Raw genomic sequence first — 19,789 nt, 5'->3', positions numbered from 1 at the left:
GTCAGGCGACGATGTCGGCGAAGGGGGACTCGCCGACGGCCAGGCGGGCGTCGAGGGCAGCCGGGTGCAGCACGTGGTCGCGTACCAGGTAACCCGCGCCGGCGATGCCCGCGCGGGCCTTGAACTTCGTCGGGACGATGCGCAGCTGGCGCGTGGCCAGGGGCAGGGAGCGTTGGTAGACGACCTGGCGGATGCCGGCCAGCAGGTCGTCGCCCGTGGTGGCCAGGAGTCCACCGAGGACGATGACGTCGGGGTTGAGCAGGCTGGTGGCGTACGCGACCGATTCGCCCATGACACGGCCCGCGTTGCGCAGGGCGGTCACGGCGGCCGAGTCGCCCCGGCGAATGCGTTCGGCCACGTCTCGGGCGTCGTGGCCCTCGTGCAGGTCGCGGGCCAGCGCCCAGCCGCCGGCCAGTGATTCCAGGCAGCCCACGTTGCCGCACCGGCACTGCGGGTCGCCGAAGCCGGCCACGTGGGCGTGTCCGATGTCGCCGGCCGCGCCTTGGGCGCCGCGGTTGATCGAGCCGTCGATGACCATGCCGCTGCCGACGCCCGTCCCGGCTTTGACGAAGAACAGGTGTCGTTGGTCGGCCCAGTGTCGCCTGTGCTCGGCCAGGGTGAGCAGGTTGACGTCGTTGTCGATGAGGATCGGGACGGGCCAGCTGCGGCGCAGGTGGCCGCGGATGTCGTAGCCCTCCCAGCCGGACATGACCGACCAGCCCCGCACCTGGCCCGCCTCGTAGTCGACCGGGGCGGGCAGGCCCAGTCCGAGACCGGCGATCGGCCGGTGGCCGAGGTCGAGCTGGGCGATCAGCTCGCGCAGCATCGAGGTGATCCGGTCGAGCAGCACCTCGGGACCGTCGCCGACCGCCAGTTTCGCGACCCGGTCGCCGAGGATCGCCATGCTCAGGTCAAGAGCGGCGATCCGCGTACGTTCCTCGCCCACATCGATCGCGATGAGCAACCCGGCGGTCGGGTTGAGCTCGAGCGCGCGGGAGGGCCGACCGCGCCCGGCCACGTTCTCGGCGCCCTCGCGGACGAGCATCGCGTCGAACAGGGAGTCCAGCCGCTGCCCGACGGTCGACCTGGAGAGGCCGGTGAGCTGGGCTATTTCCGTCCGGGTGCGCGCCGAGCCGGTGAGGATCAGCTCAAGGACGCGACCGGGGCCGTCCTCGGCGTGCGCGGGTGCGGTCATGGTTCTCCAAAGCGAGGCCGGATGCGATGCCGGAAACCCGGCGGGGCGAAGCGATGGTAGGCGATCGGCGGGGCGGACGACGGCGCCAGTCAACCACAGCACTTATGTCGACAGCAACGCATAAGTCTTAACTTGATGCTTGACAGTCGACGTAACCAAACTCACGATGAGGCGTAATGCGACGGACTTACGTCCAGCTCACGACGGATTCCCTGGAGGAACATATGAACGCCAGTCGCACGGTTCGCCATATCGCCGCCTCCGGGCTGGCGTTGAGCCTGGTCGCCGCAGCCGCCGCGTGCAGCAGCGACGACGACAGCCCCGCCTCGGTCGCCGGGGCCGACGACGTGACGATCGGGATCGTCGAGCTGAACCTCTCCAATCCGTTCTTCGGCACTCTGCAAAAAGCGACCGAGGCGGCCGCGACGGCCAAGGGCTGGAAGGTCATGAAGGCCGAGGCGAAGGTTCCCGGCGACTCGGCCACCCAGGTGACCGCGATCGAAAACATGATCAACCGGGGCGTGAAGGCGATCGTGCTCGACCCGGCCAACCCGACCGCGCTGGTCCCCGTGGTGAAGCAGGCCCGCGACAAGGGCATCCTCGTGGTCACGGTGAACGCGACCCTGACCCCGATCGACGCCGCCGACGCCACTTTCGCGACTGACAACACGGCCGCCGGGCGGCTGATCGGCCAGTGGGCCAAGGCGTCGGTCCCGGCGAACCCGCGCATCGCGATGCTCGACTTCGACCTCTCCGACGGCCCGGCCGGCGGACGGCACAACGGCTTCCTCGAAGGCTTCGGCATCAAGGACGGCGACCCGCAGATCGCCGGGGCGGCGCTGACCAAGGGCACCATCGAGACCGGTCAGGCCGCGATGGAGAACCTGCTTTCCGCGCATCCCGACATCAACACCGTCTACACGATCAACGAGCCCGTCGCCGCCGGGGCGTACACGGCTCTGAAGGCCAAGGGCCTCGACGGCAAGGCGACCACGGTGTCGGTCGACGGCGCATGCTCGGGCGTTCAGGACGTCAAGGACGGCATCATCGGCGCGACCGCGATGCAGTTCCCCAGCAAGATGGGCGAGATGGCGGTCGCAGCGGCCGAAGCGTTCATCTCCGGCGGCACCAAACCGCAGTCCGGCCTGACCGACTCGGGCACGGTCCTCATCACCGACAAGCCGGTCGCCGGGCTCGAGTCGCAGACGTCGGAGTGGGGCCTGCAGAACTGCTGGGGCGAGAAGTGACGAGTGCCCCTCCGCGCGAGATCGACGCGGCCCTCCTCGAACAGGAGGAGGACCGCGGCGGCGGCGTCCGCGCCCTGCTGGGCAATCAGGTGGCCGGCCCGCTCGCCGCGCTGGTCCTCGCGATCATCATCTTCGGGCTGACCACCAGCACCTTCCTCAACGCCGGCAACCTTTCGCTGATCGCCACCCAGTCGGTGGTGGTCGGCACCCTCGCCCTGGGCCAGACCCTGATCATCCTGACCGCCGGCATCGACCTGGCCAACGGCGCGATCATGGTGCTCGCCTCGGTCGTGATCGGGAACCTGGCCACCGACGGCAACGCGCTGCTCGCGCTGGCCGCGGGCGTGCTCGTCTGCGTCGTGATGGGCGGGCTGAACGGCGTACTCATCGCGCGCTTCTCCCTGCCGCCCTTCATCGTCACGCTGGGCATGCTCTCGGTGCTGTCGGCCGTGGCGCGCCTCTACACCGACTCGCAGTCCTATCCGATCAACTCCGACCTGCTGACCGTGCTCAATCGGGGGCTGACGGTCGGCGGGGTGACCATCACGTACGGGGTTCTGCTGTGGATCGGACTGACCGCGGTGCTCGGCTACGCGCTCACCCAGACCGCGTGGGGCTCGCACGTCTACGCGGTCGGCGACAACCGCGTCGCCGCCGCGCTGACCGGCATCAAGGTGAAGCGGGTGCTGCTCAGCGTCTATCTGACCGCGGCCGTGGTCTACGCGTTCGCGGCCTGGCAGGCGCTGGGCCGCACCCCTACGGCCGACCCGAGCGGCTACGCCACCGCCAACCTCGACAGCATCACCGCAGTCGTGATCGGCGGAACCAGCCTGTTCGGCGGCCGCGGCGGGGTGGTCGGCACCTTCATCGGCGCCCTGATCGTGACCGTGTTGGCCAACGGATTGACCCAGGCCGGCATCGACTCCCTCTACCAGCAGGTGGCGACGGGCGTCCTGGTCGTGATCGCCGTAGCCGTCGACCACTTCGTCCGAACGAGGCAAACGCGATGACCGAGCATGTACTCGAGGCCCGCGGGCTGACGAAACGGTACGGCCACGTGGTGGCGATGGACGACTGCCACTTCGACCTGCGGCCGGGCGAGATCCTCGCGGTCATCGGGGACAACGGGGCCGGCAAGTCGACGCTCATCAAGGCGTTGACCGGCGCGGTCATTCCCGACACGGGCAGCATCTCGGTGAACGGGCAGGAGGTGCAGTTCCGTAGTCCGCTCGACGCAAGGCGGGCCGGGATCGAGACCGTTTATCAGGAGTTGGGCGTAGCGCCCGCCCTTGATATCACGCAGAACCTCTACCTTGGGCGTGAACAACGACGTAAGGGCATCCTCGGGAGCGTCTTCCGGAAGCTGGATAAGGCGTCGATGAGGCATGGTTCCGCCCGCCAGATGGCCGATCTCGGCATCAGAGTGCAGTCGATCAGGCAGAAGGTCGAGACCCTGTCGGGTGGTCAGCGGCAGGCGGTCGCGGTCGCGCGGGTCGCGGCCTGGGCGACCAGCGTCGTCATCATGGACGAGCCTACGGCGGCGCTCGGCGTCCGCGAGACCAACCAGGTGCTCAAGCTGATCGAACGGGTCCGCGAGAACGGCCTTCCGGTCGTGCTGATCAGCCACAACATGCCCAACGTGTTCCAGGTCGCCGACCGCATCCACATCCACCGGCTCGGGCGGCGCATCGCCGTGGTCGAGCCGGCACACACCACGATGGAGGAGGCGGTGGCCGTCATGACCGGAGCCAAGTCACCCGAGTCCCTGCAGACCGACGGGGGAACCGCGTGAGCGCCGCAGCGGCCGGCCGGGGGAGCCGCGTGGATTCCGCTGAGCGGGTTGATCTCGCGGCGCTGGTGGCGGCGGCCCGCGAGCTGGTGGCTGACGGACGTCGGCGGGTCCTCGGGATCACGGGGGCGCCGGGAGCGGGGAAGTCGACCCTGGCCCGGCAGATCACCGAGGCGCTCGGCGGCCGGGCGGTGCTGGTCGGCCTGGACAGCTTCCACCTGTCCAACGCCGAACTGCACCGCCTCGGCCGCCACGACCGCAAAGGCGCCGCCGATACCTTCGATGCGGCCGGCTATCAGGCGTTACTACGCCGGCTGCGGCCCCAGGAGGACGAGATCGTCTACGCCGCGGAATTCGACCGCTCCATCGAGGAGTCGATCACCTGCGTCGTCCCGGTGCACCGCGACGTCCCGCTGATCGTCACCGAGGGCAACTATCTGCTCGTCGACGACGAACGCTGGGGCGCCACGATCGGCCTGATCGACCAGATCTGGTACGTCGAACCCGGCGAGGACGTGCGCATGGAACGCCTCATCGCCCGCCACATGCGGTTCGGCCGCAGCCCGCAGGAGGCCCACGAACGGTCGTACGGCTCGGACCAGCGCAACGCCGAACTCATCGCCTCGACCAGGCCGCGCGCCCATCGCGTACTGCAACTCACCACCGAGAAGGAGCCAGCGTGACTGTCCTCGATCTGTTCCGGCTCGACGGCAAGGTCGCCGTGGTCACCGGTGGGAACCGGGGGATCGGGAAGGCGATCGCGATCGCCCTGGCCGAAGCCGGCGCCTCGGTGGTGGTCGCGGCCCGCGACGCCGAACGCAACGACGAGGCCGTCGCCGAGCTGTCGAAGATCGGCCCGGCGCTCGCCGTAAGCACCGACGTGACCGATCGGGCGGCGCTGGTCGCCATGCGCGAGACGGTCACGGCCGAGCTCGGACCGATCGACGTGCTCGTCAACAACGCCGGCGTCGGCATCCACGGCGAGTCGCTGACCCTCGACGACGACGGCTGGGACCGGGTCATGTCGACCAACCTCGACGCGGTGTGGAAGGCCAGCCAGGTCGTCGGTGAGCAGATGGTGGGTCGCCGTACCGGTTCGATCGTCAACGTCGGCTCGATGTCCGGCATGATCATCAACCGGCCGCAGTGGCACGCCCCGTACGCGGTCTCGAAAGCGGGCGTGCACCACCTGACCAAGTCGCTGGCCGCCGAGTGGGCACCCCAGGGCGTACGGGTCAACGCGATCGCGCCCGGCTACACGAAGACCGAGATCTCCGACATCGACGACCCGAAATGGCGGCACTACTGGATCGACGAGGTTCCGATGCAGCGGTACGCCCAGGCGTCGGAGATCGCCCCGTCGGCGCTCTATCTGGCCGCCGACGCGTCATCGTTCGTCACCGGTTCCGTGCTCGTCGTCGATGGTGGCTACACACTGTGGTGATGGGACCGATCCTGCTCGCCCCGAACACCCTTCCCTCCTTCTACGCCGGCGACGGCCGGATCGCGGCCTTCCGCGGCGATCCGGCCGTGCCACCGACCGACCCCGAGGACTGGATCGCCTCGACCACACCCCGTACGGGCATGGCCCCGCGCGGCCTGACCCACCTGCCCGACGGAACCCTGCTGCGGGACCGCGTCGCCGCCGACCCGACCGCCTGGCTCGGCGGCGTCGACCCGTCGCTGCTGGTCAAACTGCTCGACGCCGGCCAGCGCCTGCCGTTGCACGTCCACCCGTCGCGCTCCTTCGCCAGGGAGCACCTCGCCAGCCCGTACGGGAAAACCGAGGCCTGGCTCGTTCTGCGGGCCGACCCGGGGGCCGCGGTGCACCTGGGTTTCTCGCGGGACGTCGCCGAGGACGAGCTGGCCGGTTGGGTGTCCACGCAGGACGTCGAGGCGATGCTCGGCGCCTGCAACCTCGTCCCGGTCGCGGCGGGCGACGTGCTGCTCTGCCCGGCCGGCGTGCCGCACGCGATCGGCGCCGGCATTCTGGTCGTCGAGCTGCAGGAGATGACCGACTTCTCGATCATGCTCGAGTGGACCGGCTTCCCCATCGTGGCCCGCGACGTCTTCCTCGGCCTCGACCAGGCGCTGGCCCTCAGCACGGTGGACCGCTCCGCGCTCTCGCCGCCGACGGTGACCGGCCACCCGCTCGACACCACGCCCGGCGTGACTTCGCTGCTGCCCCCGGCCGCCGACCCGTTCTTCCGTGCCGAACAGCTGATCCCCGGCCCGGGAGGCCTCATCCTCGACGCCCGTTTCGCGATCGTCATCATCGTCTCCGGCCACGGCACCCTGGGCCCCGTTGACGTCACCGACGGCCAGATCTGGCTGATCCCGTACGCCGCCGGCCCGCTTACCCTGCGAGGCGAGCTGGCCGCCGTGCGCTGCTACCCCGGGGCGTAGGGCCGGTCCCACCCGGCCGGCAGGCCCAGCGGTGACCACGCCGGGTCGGGCCGGAAGTCGACATGGGTCCCGTCGAAGGGGAACGCGCCCGCCTCGGCCAGCTTGATCAGGCGTTCCCCCTCGGCGCGGATCGCGGCGGCCCCGGCCCGGTCGAAGTAGAGCGGCTGTCCGATGCGGGATTCGAGCTCGTCCTCGTCCTTCCACTCCCACCGGCCGTCCGGTTCGATCCAGACGTCCAGCACCTGGTCGGATGTGTCGGCGCCCTCCTCGTGCGGGGCGGCCGGCGTCTCGAGGTTGACGTACCAGCCGACAAACGCGCCCTGCTTGAAGAACCACCAGATCGAGTGGGCCGCGCCGGGCGGCATCAGCACCAGAATGTCGTGCTCCCGCCAGATGTGCCGGGTCAGACGAGGGTCGCGCAGTTCGCCGAACGGCACGTCGTGCAGCGTGCGGCCGTCCGTGTCGACCAGGTCGGCGAACTCGGTGCCGACCGGCATCCACAGCAGCAGCCCGGCTTCGTCGTCGCGGACCACCCGCATCGGCTTGACGAATGTGTAGTGCGAGCCTCGGACGTACCTGCGCAACACGATCTGACCGGACTCGAACGACATGCCCGGACGATAGCAATCGATCACCACTGGACGATGCCCTCGTAGGTATACCTAGGCCCTCCCTAGGCACCTCCTAGATCGCCCTGACCTGCGAAGATAGGTAAGCGCTCCCGATGTGACGGCGTCTCCCACGGCCGAAGATTGAGTCATCGAAGAAACGGCCTGGGAGGCAGAAAATGTTGGTGCACTCGGATCTGATGCTGAACCTCGCGTACGAGCGGCAGCGGGAGATGATCGCCGAGGCTGAGCAGTCGCGGCTGCTGGCCCGGGCGCGCGAGGCGCGGTGGGGACGTAAGGCACGGAAAGCCTCGGTGGTGCGCGGACAGCCCGCCGGTACCCTGGCGTCGTGCGACCCCTCCGTGGCGGTGCCAGCCCGGTGATGATCGGGCGGGAGAGCGAGCTGCGCCGTCTGGCGCGGCTCGCTTCGTCGCGTGAACCGGCGGTCGCGATCGTCGCGGGGGAACCCGGCATCGGCAAGACCCGGCTGGTGCAGGAACTACTGGCCACCGTCTCGGCCGACACTGTTGTGCTGGTCGGTCACGCCGAGCCCAATTCCCTTTCCCGCCCGTACGAGGTGCTCCTCGACGCCATCGACGGCCGGCCCGGGGTCGACGAGGAAAAGCTGGCCGCGCTGGCCGACCCGGCCCGCAGTCCGGTCGAGCGGCTGCACACGGGGTTGGCCGTGCTGTCCGACCTGATCGGCGACGCCCCGGCGGTCATCGTCTTCGAAGACCTGCACTGGGCCGACTCCGAGAGCGCGGCCCTGTTCGAGCGGATCGCCGACCAGCACGGCCCGCGGCTTCTGGTCGGCACCTACCGGCCCGACGAGGTGACCCGTCGCCAGCCGGTCGCGGGCCTGCTCGCGCGCACGGAACGACGGCACGCTGTCACCCACGTACGGCTGCAACGCCTGACCCCGTCGCAGACCGCGGCCATGCTGGCCGCGGCCACCGGAGCCCCGGCCCCGCTTCGGGCGGCGACCGCGCTGCACCACCGTACGGGCGGTAATCCGTTCTTCCTCGAGGAGCTGCTGCGGGCCTTGCCCGGCTACGGCGTCGAGGAACTCGTCGAGCAGCCGCTGCCGTGGAGCCTGGCCGACGTGCTGCGCCGCCAGGTCGAAGACCTCGACCCGCTCAGCCACCGCATCGTCGAGGCGGCCACCGTGCTCGGCCACCGCATCCCGTTCGACCTGCTCGCCGACGTCACCGGCGCGGGCGAGGACGAGCTGATCACCGTGCTGCGCGACCTGGTCACGCGGGGTGTGCTGGTCGAGTCGGGCGAGGACGAGTTCGCGTTCCGGCACGCGCTGGTGCGCGAGGCGATCGGTGACCAGTTGCTCGGCCGGCAGCGCCGCCGGCTGCACGAGGCCGCGCTCGAGGTGCTGCTGCGGGCCGGCGGCTCCGACCCGGCGATGGTGGCCCACCACGCGCGCGGCGCCGGCCGCTACGACGACATGGTCGAGGCGGCCCGCCGTGGCACCGCGCTCTACCTGTCCATCGGCTCGGCCTATCAGGCCCTGCAGCTCGCCGAGACCGGGCTCGACGAGGTGCCCGACGACGCCGACCTGCTCGCCGGGGCGGCCCGAGCCGCGTGGCTGGCCGGGCTGCTCGACGACGCCCTGCGCTACGGCCGCCGCTGGCGTGACCTGGCCGCCAACCCGACCGACCGGGCCGCTTCGCTCTACCTGCTGGTCCGCATCGCGTGGGAGTCGCGCGAGACCGACGAGATGCGGAACCTGACCCGGCACATCGAGACCCTGATCGCGCAGCTGCCACCCGGCGCCGACCAGGCGCGGGCGATGACCGCGATCGCGCAGTCGTGCTACCTGCGCGACGAGTTCGACACCGCCCTGCTCTGGTGCGATCGGGCGCTGGCCCTGGCCGACGAGTTCGACCTGCCGTCGATCCGCCTGCACGCCCTGCTCGAGAAGGGATCCACGTACGCCGAACGCCCGCAGACCGCCGCCGAGGGGCGGGAGATCCTGTCCGCCCTGGTCGACGACGCCGAGAAGGCGGGGGAGTGGGTGCTGGCCGCCCGTGCCCTCAACATGCTGGTGCAGGGCGAGCCGCCGGCCTCGCCGGCCGAGCACACCGAGACCCTGGAACGCATGCGGGTCGACGCCGAGCGGGCCGGTTTCGAGTCGCTCGCGGTGGCGAGCTACTACAACGGCCGGGCCCGGGTCGCGACGCTGGCCGGTGATCTGCGGGGCGCGATCGCGGCGCTCGAGACCGGGCGGGAACGCGACCGCGGCTTCCTGCGGCGGGGTCGTTGGAACGACTTCCACGGTACGTTCCTGGCCGGGCTCCTGCTGGAAGCCGGCGAGCTCGACCGGGTCGAGGAAGTGATCGCGGATCTGGCCGCCGTCGCCGACCTCCCGCCGATGACAATTCCGGGCCTGGTGTTCCACCTGGCCTGCCGCCGCGGTGACCGGCCCCGGGCCGAGGCGGCTCTGGACGAGTTCCTCGAAGCTCTGATGAGTCAGCCGTGGCGCAGCGGGGAGCAGGCCCACGACCTCATCTCGGCCGCGATCGAGGGCGGGCTGCCGGTCGCGCGGCTCGACGAGATGGCCGTCAAGCTGCTCGACCACGACGTCTGGGACGCCTATCGCACCCTGGTCGACGCCCAGCTCGCCGAGGCGCGCGGGCGTCACGCCGAGGCGCTGGCCGGCTATCTGTCGATCACCGAGGCCGGCATTCTGGGGCCGGCGACCCGGGCCACCGTGCGGCTCGGCGCGGCCCGCTGCCTGCTCGCGGCCGACCGGCGGGCTGAGGCGGCCGCCCAGGTCGAAGCGGCCACGCCTTTGCTCGAGAAGTGGAGCGGCTGGCGGGTGGCTCAGCTCGCGCAGGTCAGGGCGTTGTTGGGATTGGCCCCCGTCGACGCGCCGCCAGCCGTCACGGGCTCGGCCGCGCTGACACCGCGGGAGCGCGAGGTGGCCCTCCTGATCAGCGAAGGGCTGACCAACGCCGAGCTTGCCCGCCGCCTCTACATCTCGCCGAAGACGGCCGCCGTCCACGTGTCGAACATTCTCCGCAAATTGGGCGTTTCTTCGCGTACGGAAGTGGGCGAGCTGGTCGGCGGGAGGCGCTGACCGCGGGCGGTGCAGGCGGTATGGCGGCGGGGGTCAGGGCGCGCGGGCGGTATGGCGGCGCGGCGGTCAGGGCGCGCAGGCGGTATGGGAAGCGCGAGGCCCTCGGAGAACCGGGGCCAGCCCGCCGTCAGGCGCGCTTGACGGCGACGGTCACCCGGCGGGCGGTGGCGAAGATCGCGCCGGCCCAGCCCTCGGCGTCGCGGAACGACAGGCTGGTCGCGCCCTGGTCGACCCGGTCGGCGACGACGGTGAAGGCCCCGAGCGGAAGCTGACGGCGGTAGAAGTCCACCACCGTCTGCGGGTCGGGCGCGGTCAGCGTGAACGAGGCACCGGATGCCCGGTCGGACAGATCAGTCACCCGGCTGCCGGGCGGCAACGGGAAGGCGGCCGGGACATTCCGGACGGAAGCGGCGGCGACCGCGCGGGTGGAGCCGCGAACAGCCGAGGTCGCGGCGGCGGGGGCCGGGGCGATCGCGGCCCGCTCGCTGCGCCGCGCGTCGGTGGCCGGGCTGCCGCAGGCGCCCACGGCGGGAATGGCGAGCAGCGTGGCCACCAGGGTGGCGATCCGCCTCCCGATCATGCGTCGTCGTCCCTTCCCCAAGGCGCTGGACCCGCTGAACGGGCCCGGCAGTAGTCCCATCCTCGGCCATCCGGTCAAGCATCGCTGAAAGTGTGTCTGTCGCCACGTATAGCAGTCGCCGCCGTTTTTCGCCCGTAACCTTGAACGTTGGCCCCGCGCGGCTGAACGCCGTGCGCCCGGCCGATGTTGACCCGAGTTGTAAAGGTGGAGCTCGCGCGGTGACCGTGACGACTGATCTGAACCTGATCGACCTTCCCGAATTCACCGCCGCGCCGGAAGCTCCGGCCCTGTTCCACTCCCGTTCCGCCCCGCTGCGCCGCACCCTCGTCGACATCATCGACGCCACCGTGCAGGCCTATCCGGGCGCGGCCGCGATCGACGCCGGTGGCACCAAACTCACCTACCGCGAGCTCGCCGACGCCCTCGTCACGCTGAAGGCCATGCTGCACGAGCAGGGTATCGGCGTCGGTGACCGGGTCGGCATCCGCGTCTCGTCCGGCACCGCCGAGCTCTACCTGGCGATCCTCGGCGTCCTCGCGGCCGGCGCGGCCTACGTGCCGGTCGACGCCGACGACCCCGACGAGCGCGCCGAGCTGGTCTGGAAAGAGGCCGACGTCAGCGCCGTCCTCGGCGACAACCTCAGCCTGACGATGCGGCGTACGCCCGAGGGTCGCACCGAACGTCCCGAACCGGCCGACGACGCCTGGATCATCTTCACCTCCGGCTCGACCGGCACCCCGAAGGGCGTGGCCGTCACCCACGGCGCCGCCGCCGCGTTCGTCGACGCCGAGGCCCAGCTCTTCCTGGCCGACGACGACGCCGAGCCGATCGGCCCGCACGACCGCGTGCTCGCCGGGCTGTCGGTCGCCTTCGACGCGTCCTGCGAGGAGATGTGGCTGGCCTGGCGGCACGGCGCGACCCTCGTGCCGGCCGCCCGCTCGCTCGTACGCAGCGGCGTCGACCTCGGGCCGTGGCTGGCCGAGCAGCGCATCACCGTCGTCTCCACCGTGCCGACCCTGGCCGCCCTCTGGCCGGTCGAGGCGCTCGACGACGTCCGTCTGCTGATCTTCGGTGGCGAGGCGTGCCCGCCCGAGCTGGTCGAGCGCCTGGCCGTCGAGGGCCGCGAGGTCTGGAACACGTACGGCCCGACCGAGGCGACCGTGGTGGCCAGCGCCGCCCGTCTGACCGGCGAGGGACCCGTACGCATCGGCTTGCCTCTGGCCGGGTGGGAGCTCGCCGTCGTCGACCCGGCCGGCTTCCCGGTCGCCATGGGTGAGACCGGTGAGCTGGTCATCGGCGGGGTCGGCCTGGCCCGCTACCTCGACGCCGAGAAGGACGCCGCGAAGTTCGCTCCGCTGCCCTCGGTCGACTGGGCCCGCGCCTACCGCAGCGGCGACATGGTGCGCGCCGAACCCGAGGGCCTGCTCTTTCTGGGCCGCGGTGACGAGCAGGTCAAGCTCGGCGGCCGCCGCATCGAGCTGGGCGAGGTCGACGCGGCCCTGCAGGCGCTGCCCGGGGTGGCCGGCGCGGCCGCCGCGATCAAGCGCACGACCTCGGGCAACCAGCTCCTGGTCGGCTACCTGGTGCCCCGCGAGGGCTTTGATCTGGCCGGCGCCACCGAGCGCATCCGCGAGCAGCTCCCGGCCGCGTTGGTGCCGCTGCTGGCCGTGATCGACGACCTGCCCACCCGCACGTCGGGCAAGGTCGACCGGGCCGCCCTGCCCTGGCCCCTGGCCACCACCGGCACCGGCGACGCCCGGCTGACCGCGACCGAGTCGTGGCTCGCCGAGGGCTGGGAGGAGATCCTGGGCGTACGGCCGACCGACGCCGACGCCGACTTCTTCAGCAGCGGCGGCAGCAGCCTCACCGGTGCTCAGCTCGTGGCCTGGATCCGGCGGCGGCACCCGCAGGTGTCGGTGGCCGACGTCTACCAGCACCCGCGCCTGTCCCAGATGGCCGCGGTGCTCGACGCCCTGGTGGCGACCGAGACCGTACGCCGTGACGTGCGCCCCACGCCCCGCCGCGCCGGTCTCGTCCAGGCGCTGTTGATCCTGCCGATCCTCGCGCTCGTCGGCCTGCGCTGGCTGACCGTCCTCGCGACCCTGAGCAACCTTCTCGCCCCGTGGGCGCCGCACGTCTCCTGGTGGTGGATCGCCGCGAGCTGGGTCGTGCTGTTCAGCCCGGTCGGCCGCATCGCCATCGCGGCCGGCGGCGCCCGCCTGTTGCTGCGCGGCGTCGGCCCGGGCAACTACCCGCGCGGCGGCCGGGTGCACCTGCGGCTCTGGGCGGCCGAGCGGCTCGCTGAACTGTCCGGCGCCACTGCCGTGGCCGGGGCCGGCCTGATGCTCACCTACGCCAAGCTGCTCGGCGCGAAGATCAGCCGCGACGCCGACCTGCACTCCGCCCCGCCGGTCACCGGCCTGCTCAAGCTGGGCCGCGGCGCGGCGATCGAGCCCGAGGTCGACCTGTCCGGCCACTGGGTCGACGGCGACGTCGTGCGGGTCGGCCGGGTGCGGGTCGGCGCCGGCGCCCGGGTCGGCTCGCGCAGCACCCTCATGCCCGGTGCCCGCGTCGGCAAGGGCGCGCAGATCGACGCGGGCTCGACTGTCTCGGGCGCCGTGCCCGCGAACAAGCGATGGGCCGGCTCACCGGCCGCGCCGGCCGCCGCCAAGAACGACACACCGTGGCCCGCCCAGCGCCCCGAGCCCAAGTCGTGGATCTGGGTAGCTGTCTACAGCCTCACCGCTCAGCTTCTCGGGCTGGCGCCGGTCGTGGCCGCGCTGCCCGGGCTCGCACTCGTGGGCTGGGCGGTCGCCGACGACCCGGCTCTCGGGGCCGCGCTTCTCGTCGTGCCCGCGGCGGCCGTCGCCTACTTCATCACGTACGCCCTGATCGTGCTCGTCGCCGTGCGGACGCTCAGCCTGGGCCTGCGCGAGGGCTTCCACCCCGTACGGGGAAGGGTGGCCTGGCAGGTGTGGACGACCGAGCGGCTCATGGGGATGGCCCGCATCGCGCTGTTCCCGATGTACGCGAGCCTGTTCACCCCGGTGTGGCTGCGGCTGCTCGGCGCCAAGATCGGCCGCAACGCCGAGGTGTCGACGGTGCTCGCGCTGCCCAAGATGACCACGGTCGACGACGGGGCTTTCCTCGCCGACGACACCATGGTCGCCACCTACGAGCTGAGCCACGGCTGGCTACGCGTGGCCCCGGCCCGTATCGGCAAGCAGGCGTTCCTCGGCAACTCCGGCATCGCCGCGCCCGGACGTTCGGTGCCCAAGCGTGGCCTGGTCGGTGTGCTCTCGTCGGCGCCGCGCAAGGCCAAGAAGGGCTCGTCGTGGCTGGGCGCCCCGCCGATGCCGCTGCGCCGCACGGTCGAGGCCGGCGACTCGAGCCTCACCTACGACCCGCCGCTACGCCTCAAGCTGTTCCGCGCCGCGATCGAGCTGTGCCGCATCGTCCCGGTGATGGTCGCCGGCGCCCTCGCGGTGCTGGTGCTGGCCGGGCTCACCGCGGTGTGGCAGAGCTTCGGTGCGTGGGCGGCCGCGGTCGCCGCCGGCCCGGTGCTGTTCGCCGCGATGATCTCCGGCGCGCTGCTCGCGACCGCCGCGAAGTGGCTGCTCGTGGGCCGGTTCAAGGTCACCGAGAAGGCCCTGTGGACGTCGTTCGTGTGGCGCAACGAGCTCGCCGACACGTTCGTCGAGGTGCTCGGCGCGCCGTGGCTGTTCCGATTCGCGACCGGCACGCCGTTGCTCAACGTGTGGTTGCGGACGCTGGGTGCGAAAATCGGCCGCGGTGCATGGCTGGAGACCTTCTGGCTCCCCGAGTACGACCTCGTTCGCCTCGGGGCCGGCGCCACGGTCAACCGGGGGTGCGTGGTGCAGACCCACCTGTTCCATGATCGAATTATGGCCATGGATGAGGTTGCCCTGGGCGCGGGCGCGACGCTCGGCCCCCACGGCATCGTGCTGCCCGGCGCGAGCATCGGCGCGCGCACGACTGTCGGCCCCGGCTCGTTGGTGACGCGCGGCGACGCCGTGCCCGAGGACAGCCGGTGGCGGGGTAACCCGATCGCGAACTGGACATGACCCCGGTCGCCACCCCCGGCGCCGACCACTCCACCGATCCCTACCTGCCCGACCACGGCAACGGTGGCTACCGTGTGCTGCACTACGATCTCGACCTCGACTACCGCATCGTGTCGAACCGGATCGGCGGCAAGGCGGTCATCACGGCGCGCGCGAGCCAGGCGCTGTCCCGCTTCAGTCTCGACCTCGGCCGCTTCCGGGTCGCCGACGTCAAGGTCGACGGCCGCCCGGCGAAGTACGACCACCGCACGGGCAAACTGCGCGTCAAGCCGGAACGGTCGATCGGCTACGGCGCCACCTTCAAGATCGAGATCCGGTACGCCGGCACGCCCGTCCCGATCTCGGGCCGGTGGGGCGACATCGGGTGGGACGAGCTGACCGACGGCGTACTGGTCGCGAGCCAGCCGAACGGGGCGCCGTCGTGGTTCCCGTGCGACGACCGGCCCGACGGCAAGGCCACCTTCCTGGTCAAGGTCACGACCGCGACGCCGTACACCGTGGTGGTCACCGGTGACCTCGTCTCGCGGCGGCGCGGGGCGGGCACCACGACCTGGGTCTACGAGCGCAACGAGCCGACCTCGCCCTACCTGATGAGCGTCCAGATCGGACGGTACGAGCTGGTGCCGCTGGCCTCCGGCGCCGCGGTGCCGCAGCGGGCCGCGATCCCGCCCCGGCTGCGCACGGTCTTCCAGCACGACTTCGGTCGCCACGACCAGATCATGGCGACCCTCGAGCGGCTGTTCGGGCCCTACCCCTTCAGCGAGTACGTCGTGGTGGTCACCGACGACGACCTGGACGACCCGGTCGAGGCGCAGGGCATGGCCGTCTTCGGCCGCAACCACCTCGACGGCCGCCGCACCCACGAGCGCCTCGTCGCGCACGAGCTCGCCCACCAGTGGTTCGGCAACAGCCTGACGGTCAAGGACTGGCGCCACATCTGGCTCAACGAAGGCTTCGCCACGTACGCCGAGTGGCTGTGGTCGGCGGCCTCGGGCGGCCCGTCGGCCGACACGCTCGCGGCCCGCTGGCGCATCTGGGTGGCCGGGCACCCGGCGACGATCACGATCGCCAACCCCGGCGTGGCCCGCCTCTTCGACCCGCTGGTCTACAAGCGTGGTGCCCTGACCCTGCACGCGCTGCGCGGCCGCATCGGCGACGAGCCGTTCTTCGCGTTGCTGCGCTCCTGGGTCGCCGAACACCGCCACAGCACGGTGACGACCGAGCAGTTCCGCGCCCACGCCCAGCGCTTCACGACCGAGCCCTTGGACGAGCTCTTCACCGCCTGGCTCGACCGCCCAGGTTTGCCACCCCTTTCCCGTACGCCCTGACGTCGCCGCTGCCCCCGCGAAGCGCAGGCCTTCCGCCGGCGGTTGCGGTCTGCAACGGGCCCTTCGTCGCGGCACCACGACGGGCGGGTCTGGGAAACCGAACGCGAACTGCCGAGGGCGGTGGCTGGTCAGGCCGTGCGCAGGTTGCGGGCTCGGCGGCTCGAGGCCAGCGTCAGTGACACTGCCAGCATCGGGATCGCCGCGGCCACGAACGCCCAGCGGACGTCGCCCGTCGCGAGCAGGCCCATCATCGCCATCGACACCGGCTCCAGCACGACCCGCGGCAGTTCGAGGACGCTGCTGACCCGGCCCAGCATCTCGGGCGGCGTGGTCGTCTGCACGAACGTCGGGAGCGCGACGTCGGTCGAGTAGGCCACCCCGAAGCCCAGCAGCGCGAGCAGCACCACCGCCACCAGGTAGTGCGGTACGACGCCGAGCACGGCGAAGGAGACGCCCTCGAGGAAGGTCATCCCGATGATGAGCAGACCCCACCGCTGCGGCAGCCCGGTGAACGACGCCGACAGCGTTCCCGCGAGCTGGCCCAGCCCCCAGGCCGACAGCATCAGGCCGAGTACGAACGGGCCCGAGTCGAAGCTTTTCGCCAGCGCGGGCAGCCCGACCGCGAACAGCCCGCTGTAGGACAGGGTTGCCGCGGCGATCAACGCCACCACGATCCGGGTCTCGGCACTGCTCGCGGCGTAGGCGAGTCCGGACCGGATCTGTCGCAGCACGCCGCGGACCGACAGTTGTTCCTGGTCTTCCGGCACGACCCGGCGTACGCGCAGAAGTGACGCCGCGGCGAAGAACATCGCGAAGACGTTGAGCCCGAAAACCCAGCCGAGGCCGCCGAGCGAGACCAATGCGCCGCCGATCAGCGGGCCGGCGAGCCGCGCGAACTGCTCGCCCGAGCCGGCGAGGGCGTTGGCCCGGGCCAGGTGCTCGCGCGGCACCAGGGTCGGGATGATGCTCACGCTGGCGGGCCAGAAGAACGCGTCGGCGACTCCGAAGACCAGCCCGATCGCGAACAGATGCCAGATCGCGAGGGTCCCGGTGAGGAAGAGCGCGGTGAGCGCCGCGACCGCGAGACCTCGGGCGATGTGCGAGACGAACATGACGGTGCGCGGCGAGAACCGGTCGGTGAGGGCGCCGCCGACGAGCATGAGGACGCCGCGCGGGATGCCGACGGTGAGCAGCACCGCGCCCAAGGTCGCGGCGTTCGCGAGGTCGAGGATCAGCCAGGAGAAGCCGACCAGGAAGCTGACGTCGCCGAGGATCGCGACCGACTCGCCGGCCCAGACCCACCAGAACTGTGGGTAGGTCAAAGGCCCGCGGGTCCGCGTCTCCACCAGAACTCCAGTCGCGCTAGGCCGCGAAGCCGCGGCGGTCGGACCATATCGATCCCCAGATGCGCCCCGCGAACGATTTTGTCCCGTCCGGGTAGGTCACATTCGGTGGAAATAACACCTATGTCGGCATCCCAAGGCTAGCGTCGGGAGCGGGCCGAGCCTGAGGGCCAATGCCTGGCCGCAGGGAGCGGGGGAGGGCCTCGATGAGCGGGACGAAATCGGGGACGGTGAAGGCGGCTGTCGTCGTCGGCGCGCTCGGCGTCGTCTTCGGCGACATCGGCACCAGCCCGATCTACACGATCCAGACGGTCTTCAACCCGGACGACCCACACCCCGTTCCGGTCAGCACCGACAACGTCTACGGCGTCGTCTCGCTGATCTTCTGGGCCGTGATGATCATCGTGACGCTCACCTACATCACGCTCGTCCTGCGGGTCGACAACGACGGTGAGGGCGGCATCATGGCCCTGATCGCGATGCTGCGCCGCTGGGGTTCCGGCAGCAGAAAGGCGGCCGGGGCCCTCGCCCTGGCCGGCGTCTTCGGGGCCGCCCTGTTCTTCGGCGACAGCATGATCACGCCGGCCATCTCGGTCCTGTCGGCGGTCGAGGGCATCAAGGTGGTCCAGCCGGGCCTGGACGAACTGGTGGTTCCGGCGACCGCGGTCATCATCGCCGCCCTGTTCGCGGTCCAGCGGCAGGGCACGGCGACCATCGGGCGTTTCTTCGGCCCGGTGATGATCGCCTGGTTCGCGGCCATCGGGGCCTGCGGCATCGCCGGGGTGGCGCACAACCCCGAGATCCTCAAGGCCCTCTCACCCACGTACGCCGTGGGGTTCCTGGCCGGGCATTTCGAGATCGGATTCTTCGCGCTCGCCGCGGTCGTACTCGCGGTGACCGGCGCCGAAGCCATCTACGCCGACATGGGCCACTTCGGCCGGCGGGCGATCACCCGCGGCTGGTTTCTGCTGGTGCTGCCCGCGTGCGTGCTCAGCTTTCTCGGCCAGGGCGCCCTGGTGCTGCGTGATCAGAGCGCGATCAGCGGGCCGTTCTTCCTGCTCGCCCCCGGCTGGGCCCGGCTGCCGCTGGTCGTGCTGGCCACCGCGGCGACCGTCATCGCCGCGCAGGCCGTGATCACCGGCGCGTACTCGGTGGCGTCGCAGGCTGCCCAGCTCGGCTACCTGCCACGGCTGCGGATCGTGCACACCTCGGCGTCCGAGATGGGGCAGATCTACGTACCGTGGATCAACTGGCTCCTGATGGTCTCGGTGCTCACGCTCGTGTTCGCCTTCCGCAGCTCGGCGGCGCTGGCCTATGCGTACGGCATGGCGGTGATTGCGACTATCACCATCACCACGACGCTCTACTTCTATCTCGCGCGGGTCCGCTGGCAGGCGCCGCTCTGGCTGGTCTGGTCGGGGGCGGGGCTGCTGCTCGCGATCGACCTGCTGTTCCTGTCGGCCAACCTCACCAAGCTCGCCCACGGCGCCTGGCTGCCGCTGCTGATCGGGCTGACCGCGTTCACCGTGATGAGCACCTGGCAGCGCGGACGGCAGGTCGTCACCCAGGAGCGTGAACGGGCCGAGGGGTCGCTGGGCGACTTCGTCGAACGCCTCCGGGATGACAAAGAATCCTATGTGCGTACGCCGGGAACCGCGATTTTCCTGAACCGGGGCAAGCAGACCGCGCCGCTGGCGTTGCGCGCGAACGTCGAGCACAACCACGTGCTGCACGAGCAGATCGTGATCCTGTCGATCGAGACGCTGCCGGTGCCGCACGTGCTCGACGACGAGCGGGTGCGGGTCGACGACCTCGGCTACGCCGGCGACGGGATCGTGCACGTCACCGCCCGCTTCGGCTACATGGACGTCCCCGACGTGCCGGCCGCGCTGCGCCTGCTCGAACCGGCCCAGACCGAGGGTAAGATCCTGCCCGACCAGGCGTCCTATTTCGTGTCGAAGATCGAGCTGGTCCGCGGCCCGAAGCCGACCCTGGCCCCCTGGCGCAAACGGCTGTTCACGGCCACGTCCTACATCACCGCCGACGCCGCCGAATTCCTCGGGCTGCCCCGGGACCGTACGGTGATCATGGGGTCACGCATCGAAGTCTGACCCCTA

General features: G+C 71.1%; 15 protein-coding genes. 11 read left to right on the top strand and 4 right to left on the bottom strand.

Translation table 11 applies throughout. From position 1 onward, the window contains the following. Position 1: 1 nt before the first annotated feature. Positions 2-1,195: an ROK family transcriptional regulator gene (locus EER30_RS24970; protein WP_127503019.1), complete on the bottom strand. Its 1,194-nt coding sequence runs from the start codon at positions 1,193-1,195 to the stop codon at positions 2-4. 176 nt (positions 1,196-1,371) lie between these two features. On the opposite strand from EER30_RS24970, the gene EER30_RS24965 reads away from it, so the two are divergent. The 6 genes from EER30_RS24965 to EER30_RS24940 are packed head-to-tail and all read left to right on the top strand — an operon-like array spanning position 1,372 to position 6,637. Then, complete coding sequence (locus EER30_RS24965; protein WP_205650401.1) at positions 1,372-2,442, top strand: substrate-binding domain-containing protein; 1,071 nt, start codon at positions 1,372-1,374, stop codon at positions 2,440-2,442. Next, the gene (locus EER30_RS24960) at positions 2,439-3,452 is read left to right on the top strand and encodes an ABC transporter permease (RefSeq protein WP_127503017.1); all 1,014 of its coding nucleotides are present in this window, start codon (positions 2,439-2,441) and stop codon (positions 3,450-3,452) included. The genes EER30_RS24965 and EER30_RS24960 overlap by 4 nt, the downstream gene beginning before the upstream one ends. After that, the gene (locus tag EER30_RS24955) at positions 3,449-4,234 is read left to right on the top strand and encodes an ATP-binding cassette domain-containing protein (RefSeq protein ID WP_127503016.1); all 786 of its coding nucleotides are present in this window, start codon (positions 3,449-3,451) and stop codon (positions 4,232-4,234) included. The genes EER30_RS24960 and EER30_RS24955 overlap by 4 nt, the downstream gene beginning before the upstream one ends. A 29-nt stretch (positions 4,235-4,263) precedes the next feature. Further along, entirely contained in the window at positions 4,264-4,914 is a 651-nt protein-coding gene (locus EER30_RS24950; protein ID WP_127503015.1) for a nucleoside/nucleotide kinase family protein, read from the top strand. Further along, positions 4,911-5,675, top strand: a complete 765-nt coding sequence (locus EER30_RS24945) for an SDR family NAD(P)-dependent oxidoreductase (protein WP_127503014.1) — start codon at positions 4,911-4,913, stop codon at positions 5,673-5,675. The genes EER30_RS24950 and EER30_RS24945 overlap by 4 nt, the downstream gene beginning before the upstream one ends. Continuing rightward, entirely contained in the window at positions 5,675-6,637 is a 963-nt protein-coding gene (locus EER30_RS24940; protein ID WP_127503013.1) for a class I mannose-6-phosphate isomerase, read from the top strand. Before EER30_RS24945 ends, EER30_RS24940 begins: the two co-directional genes overlap by 1 nt. Here EER30_RS24940 and EER30_RS24935 read toward each other — a convergent pair. Beyond that, positions 6,622-7,248 (bottom strand): ribonuclease FAU-1 family protein, encoded by a 627-nt coding sequence (locus EER30_RS24935; protein ID WP_127503012.1) that lies wholly within the window; start codon positions 7,246-7,248, stop codon positions 6,622-6,624. The two genes, EER30_RS24940 and EER30_RS24935, sit on opposite strands and share 16 nt — an antisense overlap. A 176-nt stretch (positions 7,249-7,424) precedes the next feature. On the opposite strand from EER30_RS24935, the gene EER30_RS24930 reads away from it, so the two are divergent. Then, on the top strand, positions 7,425-7,628 hold the full coding sequence (locus EER30_RS24930) for a hypothetical protein (protein WP_127503011.1): 204 nt from the start codon (positions 7,425-7,427) through the stop codon (positions 7,626-7,628). Beyond that, positions 7,595-10,336, top strand: a complete 2,742-nt coding sequence (locus EER30_RS24925) for an ATP-binding protein (RefSeq protein WP_240670278.1) — start codon at positions 7,595-7,597, stop codon at positions 10,334-10,336. The genes EER30_RS24930 and EER30_RS24925 overlap by 34 nt, the downstream gene beginning before the upstream one ends. A 127-nt stretch (positions 10,337-10,463) precedes the next feature. Here the strand turns inward: EER30_RS24925 and EER30_RS24920 are convergent, their stop codons facing one another. Beyond that, positions 10,464-10,916 carry a hypothetical protein gene (locus tag EER30_RS24920; RefSeq protein WP_127503010.1) on the bottom strand — a complete coding sequence of 151 codons (453 nt, stop codon included), beginning with the start codon at positions 10,914-10,916 and terminating at the stop codon, positions 10,464-10,466. Positions 10,917-11,134: 218 nt separating this feature from the next. Between EER30_RS24920 and EER30_RS24915 the strand changes: the two genes are divergently transcribed. Together EER30_RS24915 and EER30_RS24910 are read left to right on the top strand one after the other, a co-directional pair. Then, positions 11,135-15,001, top strand: a complete 3,867-nt coding sequence (locus tag EER30_RS24915; protein ID WP_127503009.1) for a Pls/PosA family non-ribosomal peptide synthetase — start codon at positions 11,135-11,137, stop codon at positions 14,999-15,001. Beyond that, complete coding sequence (locus tag EER30_RS24910) at positions 14,998-16,329, top strand: M1 family metallopeptidase (protein ID WP_127503008.1); 1,332 nt, start codon at positions 14,998-15,000, stop codon at positions 16,327-16,329. The genes EER30_RS24915 and EER30_RS24910 overlap by 4 nt, the downstream gene beginning before the upstream one ends. Positions 16,330-16,457: 128 nt before the next feature. On the opposite strand, the gene EER30_RS24905 is transcribed toward EER30_RS24910, so the two are convergent. Then, a complete protein-coding gene (locus EER30_RS24905; RefSeq protein WP_127503007.1) occupies positions 16,458-17,675 on the bottom strand; it encodes an MFS transporter in 1,218 nt (405 codons plus the stop codon). Between the two features lie 203 nt (positions 17,676-17,878). Between EER30_RS24905 and EER30_RS24900 the strand changes: the two genes are divergently transcribed. Then, positions 17,879-19,783 carry a potassium transporter Kup gene (locus EER30_RS24900; protein ID WP_205650400.1) on the top strand — a complete coding sequence of 635 codons (1,905 nt, stop codon included), beginning with the start codon at positions 17,879-17,881 and terminating at the stop codon, positions 19,781-19,783. Positions 19,784-19,789 lie beyond the last annotated feature (6 nt).

It is taken from the genome of Actinoplanes solisilvae, from assembly GCF_003999975.1.
Taxonomy (GTDB): Bacteria; Actinomycetota; Actinomycetes; order Mycobacteriales; family Micromonosporaceae; genus Actinoplanes; species Actinoplanes solisilvae.
Note: the sequence above shows the minus strand (reverse complement) of the source record. Positions and strands in the feature narration are given on the sequence as shown.

Coding starts and splice junctions, on each gene's coding strand:
- EER30_RS24910 (WP_127503008.1), top strand. CDS start 14,998: ATGACCCCGGTCGCCACCCCCGGCGCCGACCACTCCACCGATCCCTAC.
- EER30_RS24920 (WP_127503010.1), bottom strand. CDS start 10,916: ATGATCGGGAGGCGGATCGCCACCCTGGTGGCCACGCTGCTCGCCATT.
- EER30_RS24930 (WP_127503011.1), top strand. CDS start 7,425: ATGTTGGTGCACTCGGATCTGATGCTGAACCTCGCGTACGAGCGGCAG.
- EER30_RS24965 (WP_205650401.1), top strand. CDS start 1,372: ATGCGACGGACTTACGTCCAGCTCACGACGGATTCCCTGGAGGAACAT.
- EER30_RS24900 (WP_205650400.1), top strand. CDS start 17,879: ATGAGCGGGACGAAATCGGGGACGGTGAAGGCGGCTGTCGTCGTCGGC.
- EER30_RS24940 (WP_127503013.1), top strand. CDS start 5,675: ATGGGACCGATCCTGCTCGCCCCGAACACCCTTCCCTCCTTCTACGCC.
- EER30_RS24935 (WP_127503012.1), bottom strand. CDS start 7,248: ATGTCGTTCGAGTCCGGTCAGATCGTGTTGCGCAGGTACGTCCGAGGC.
- EER30_RS24955 (WP_127503016.1), top strand. CDS start 3,449: ATGACCGAGCATGTACTCGAGGCCCGCGGGCTGACGAAACGGTACGGC.
- EER30_RS24970 (WP_127503019.1), bottom strand. CDS start 1,195: ATGACCGCACCCGCGCACGCCGAGGACGGCCCCGGTCGCGTCCTTGAG.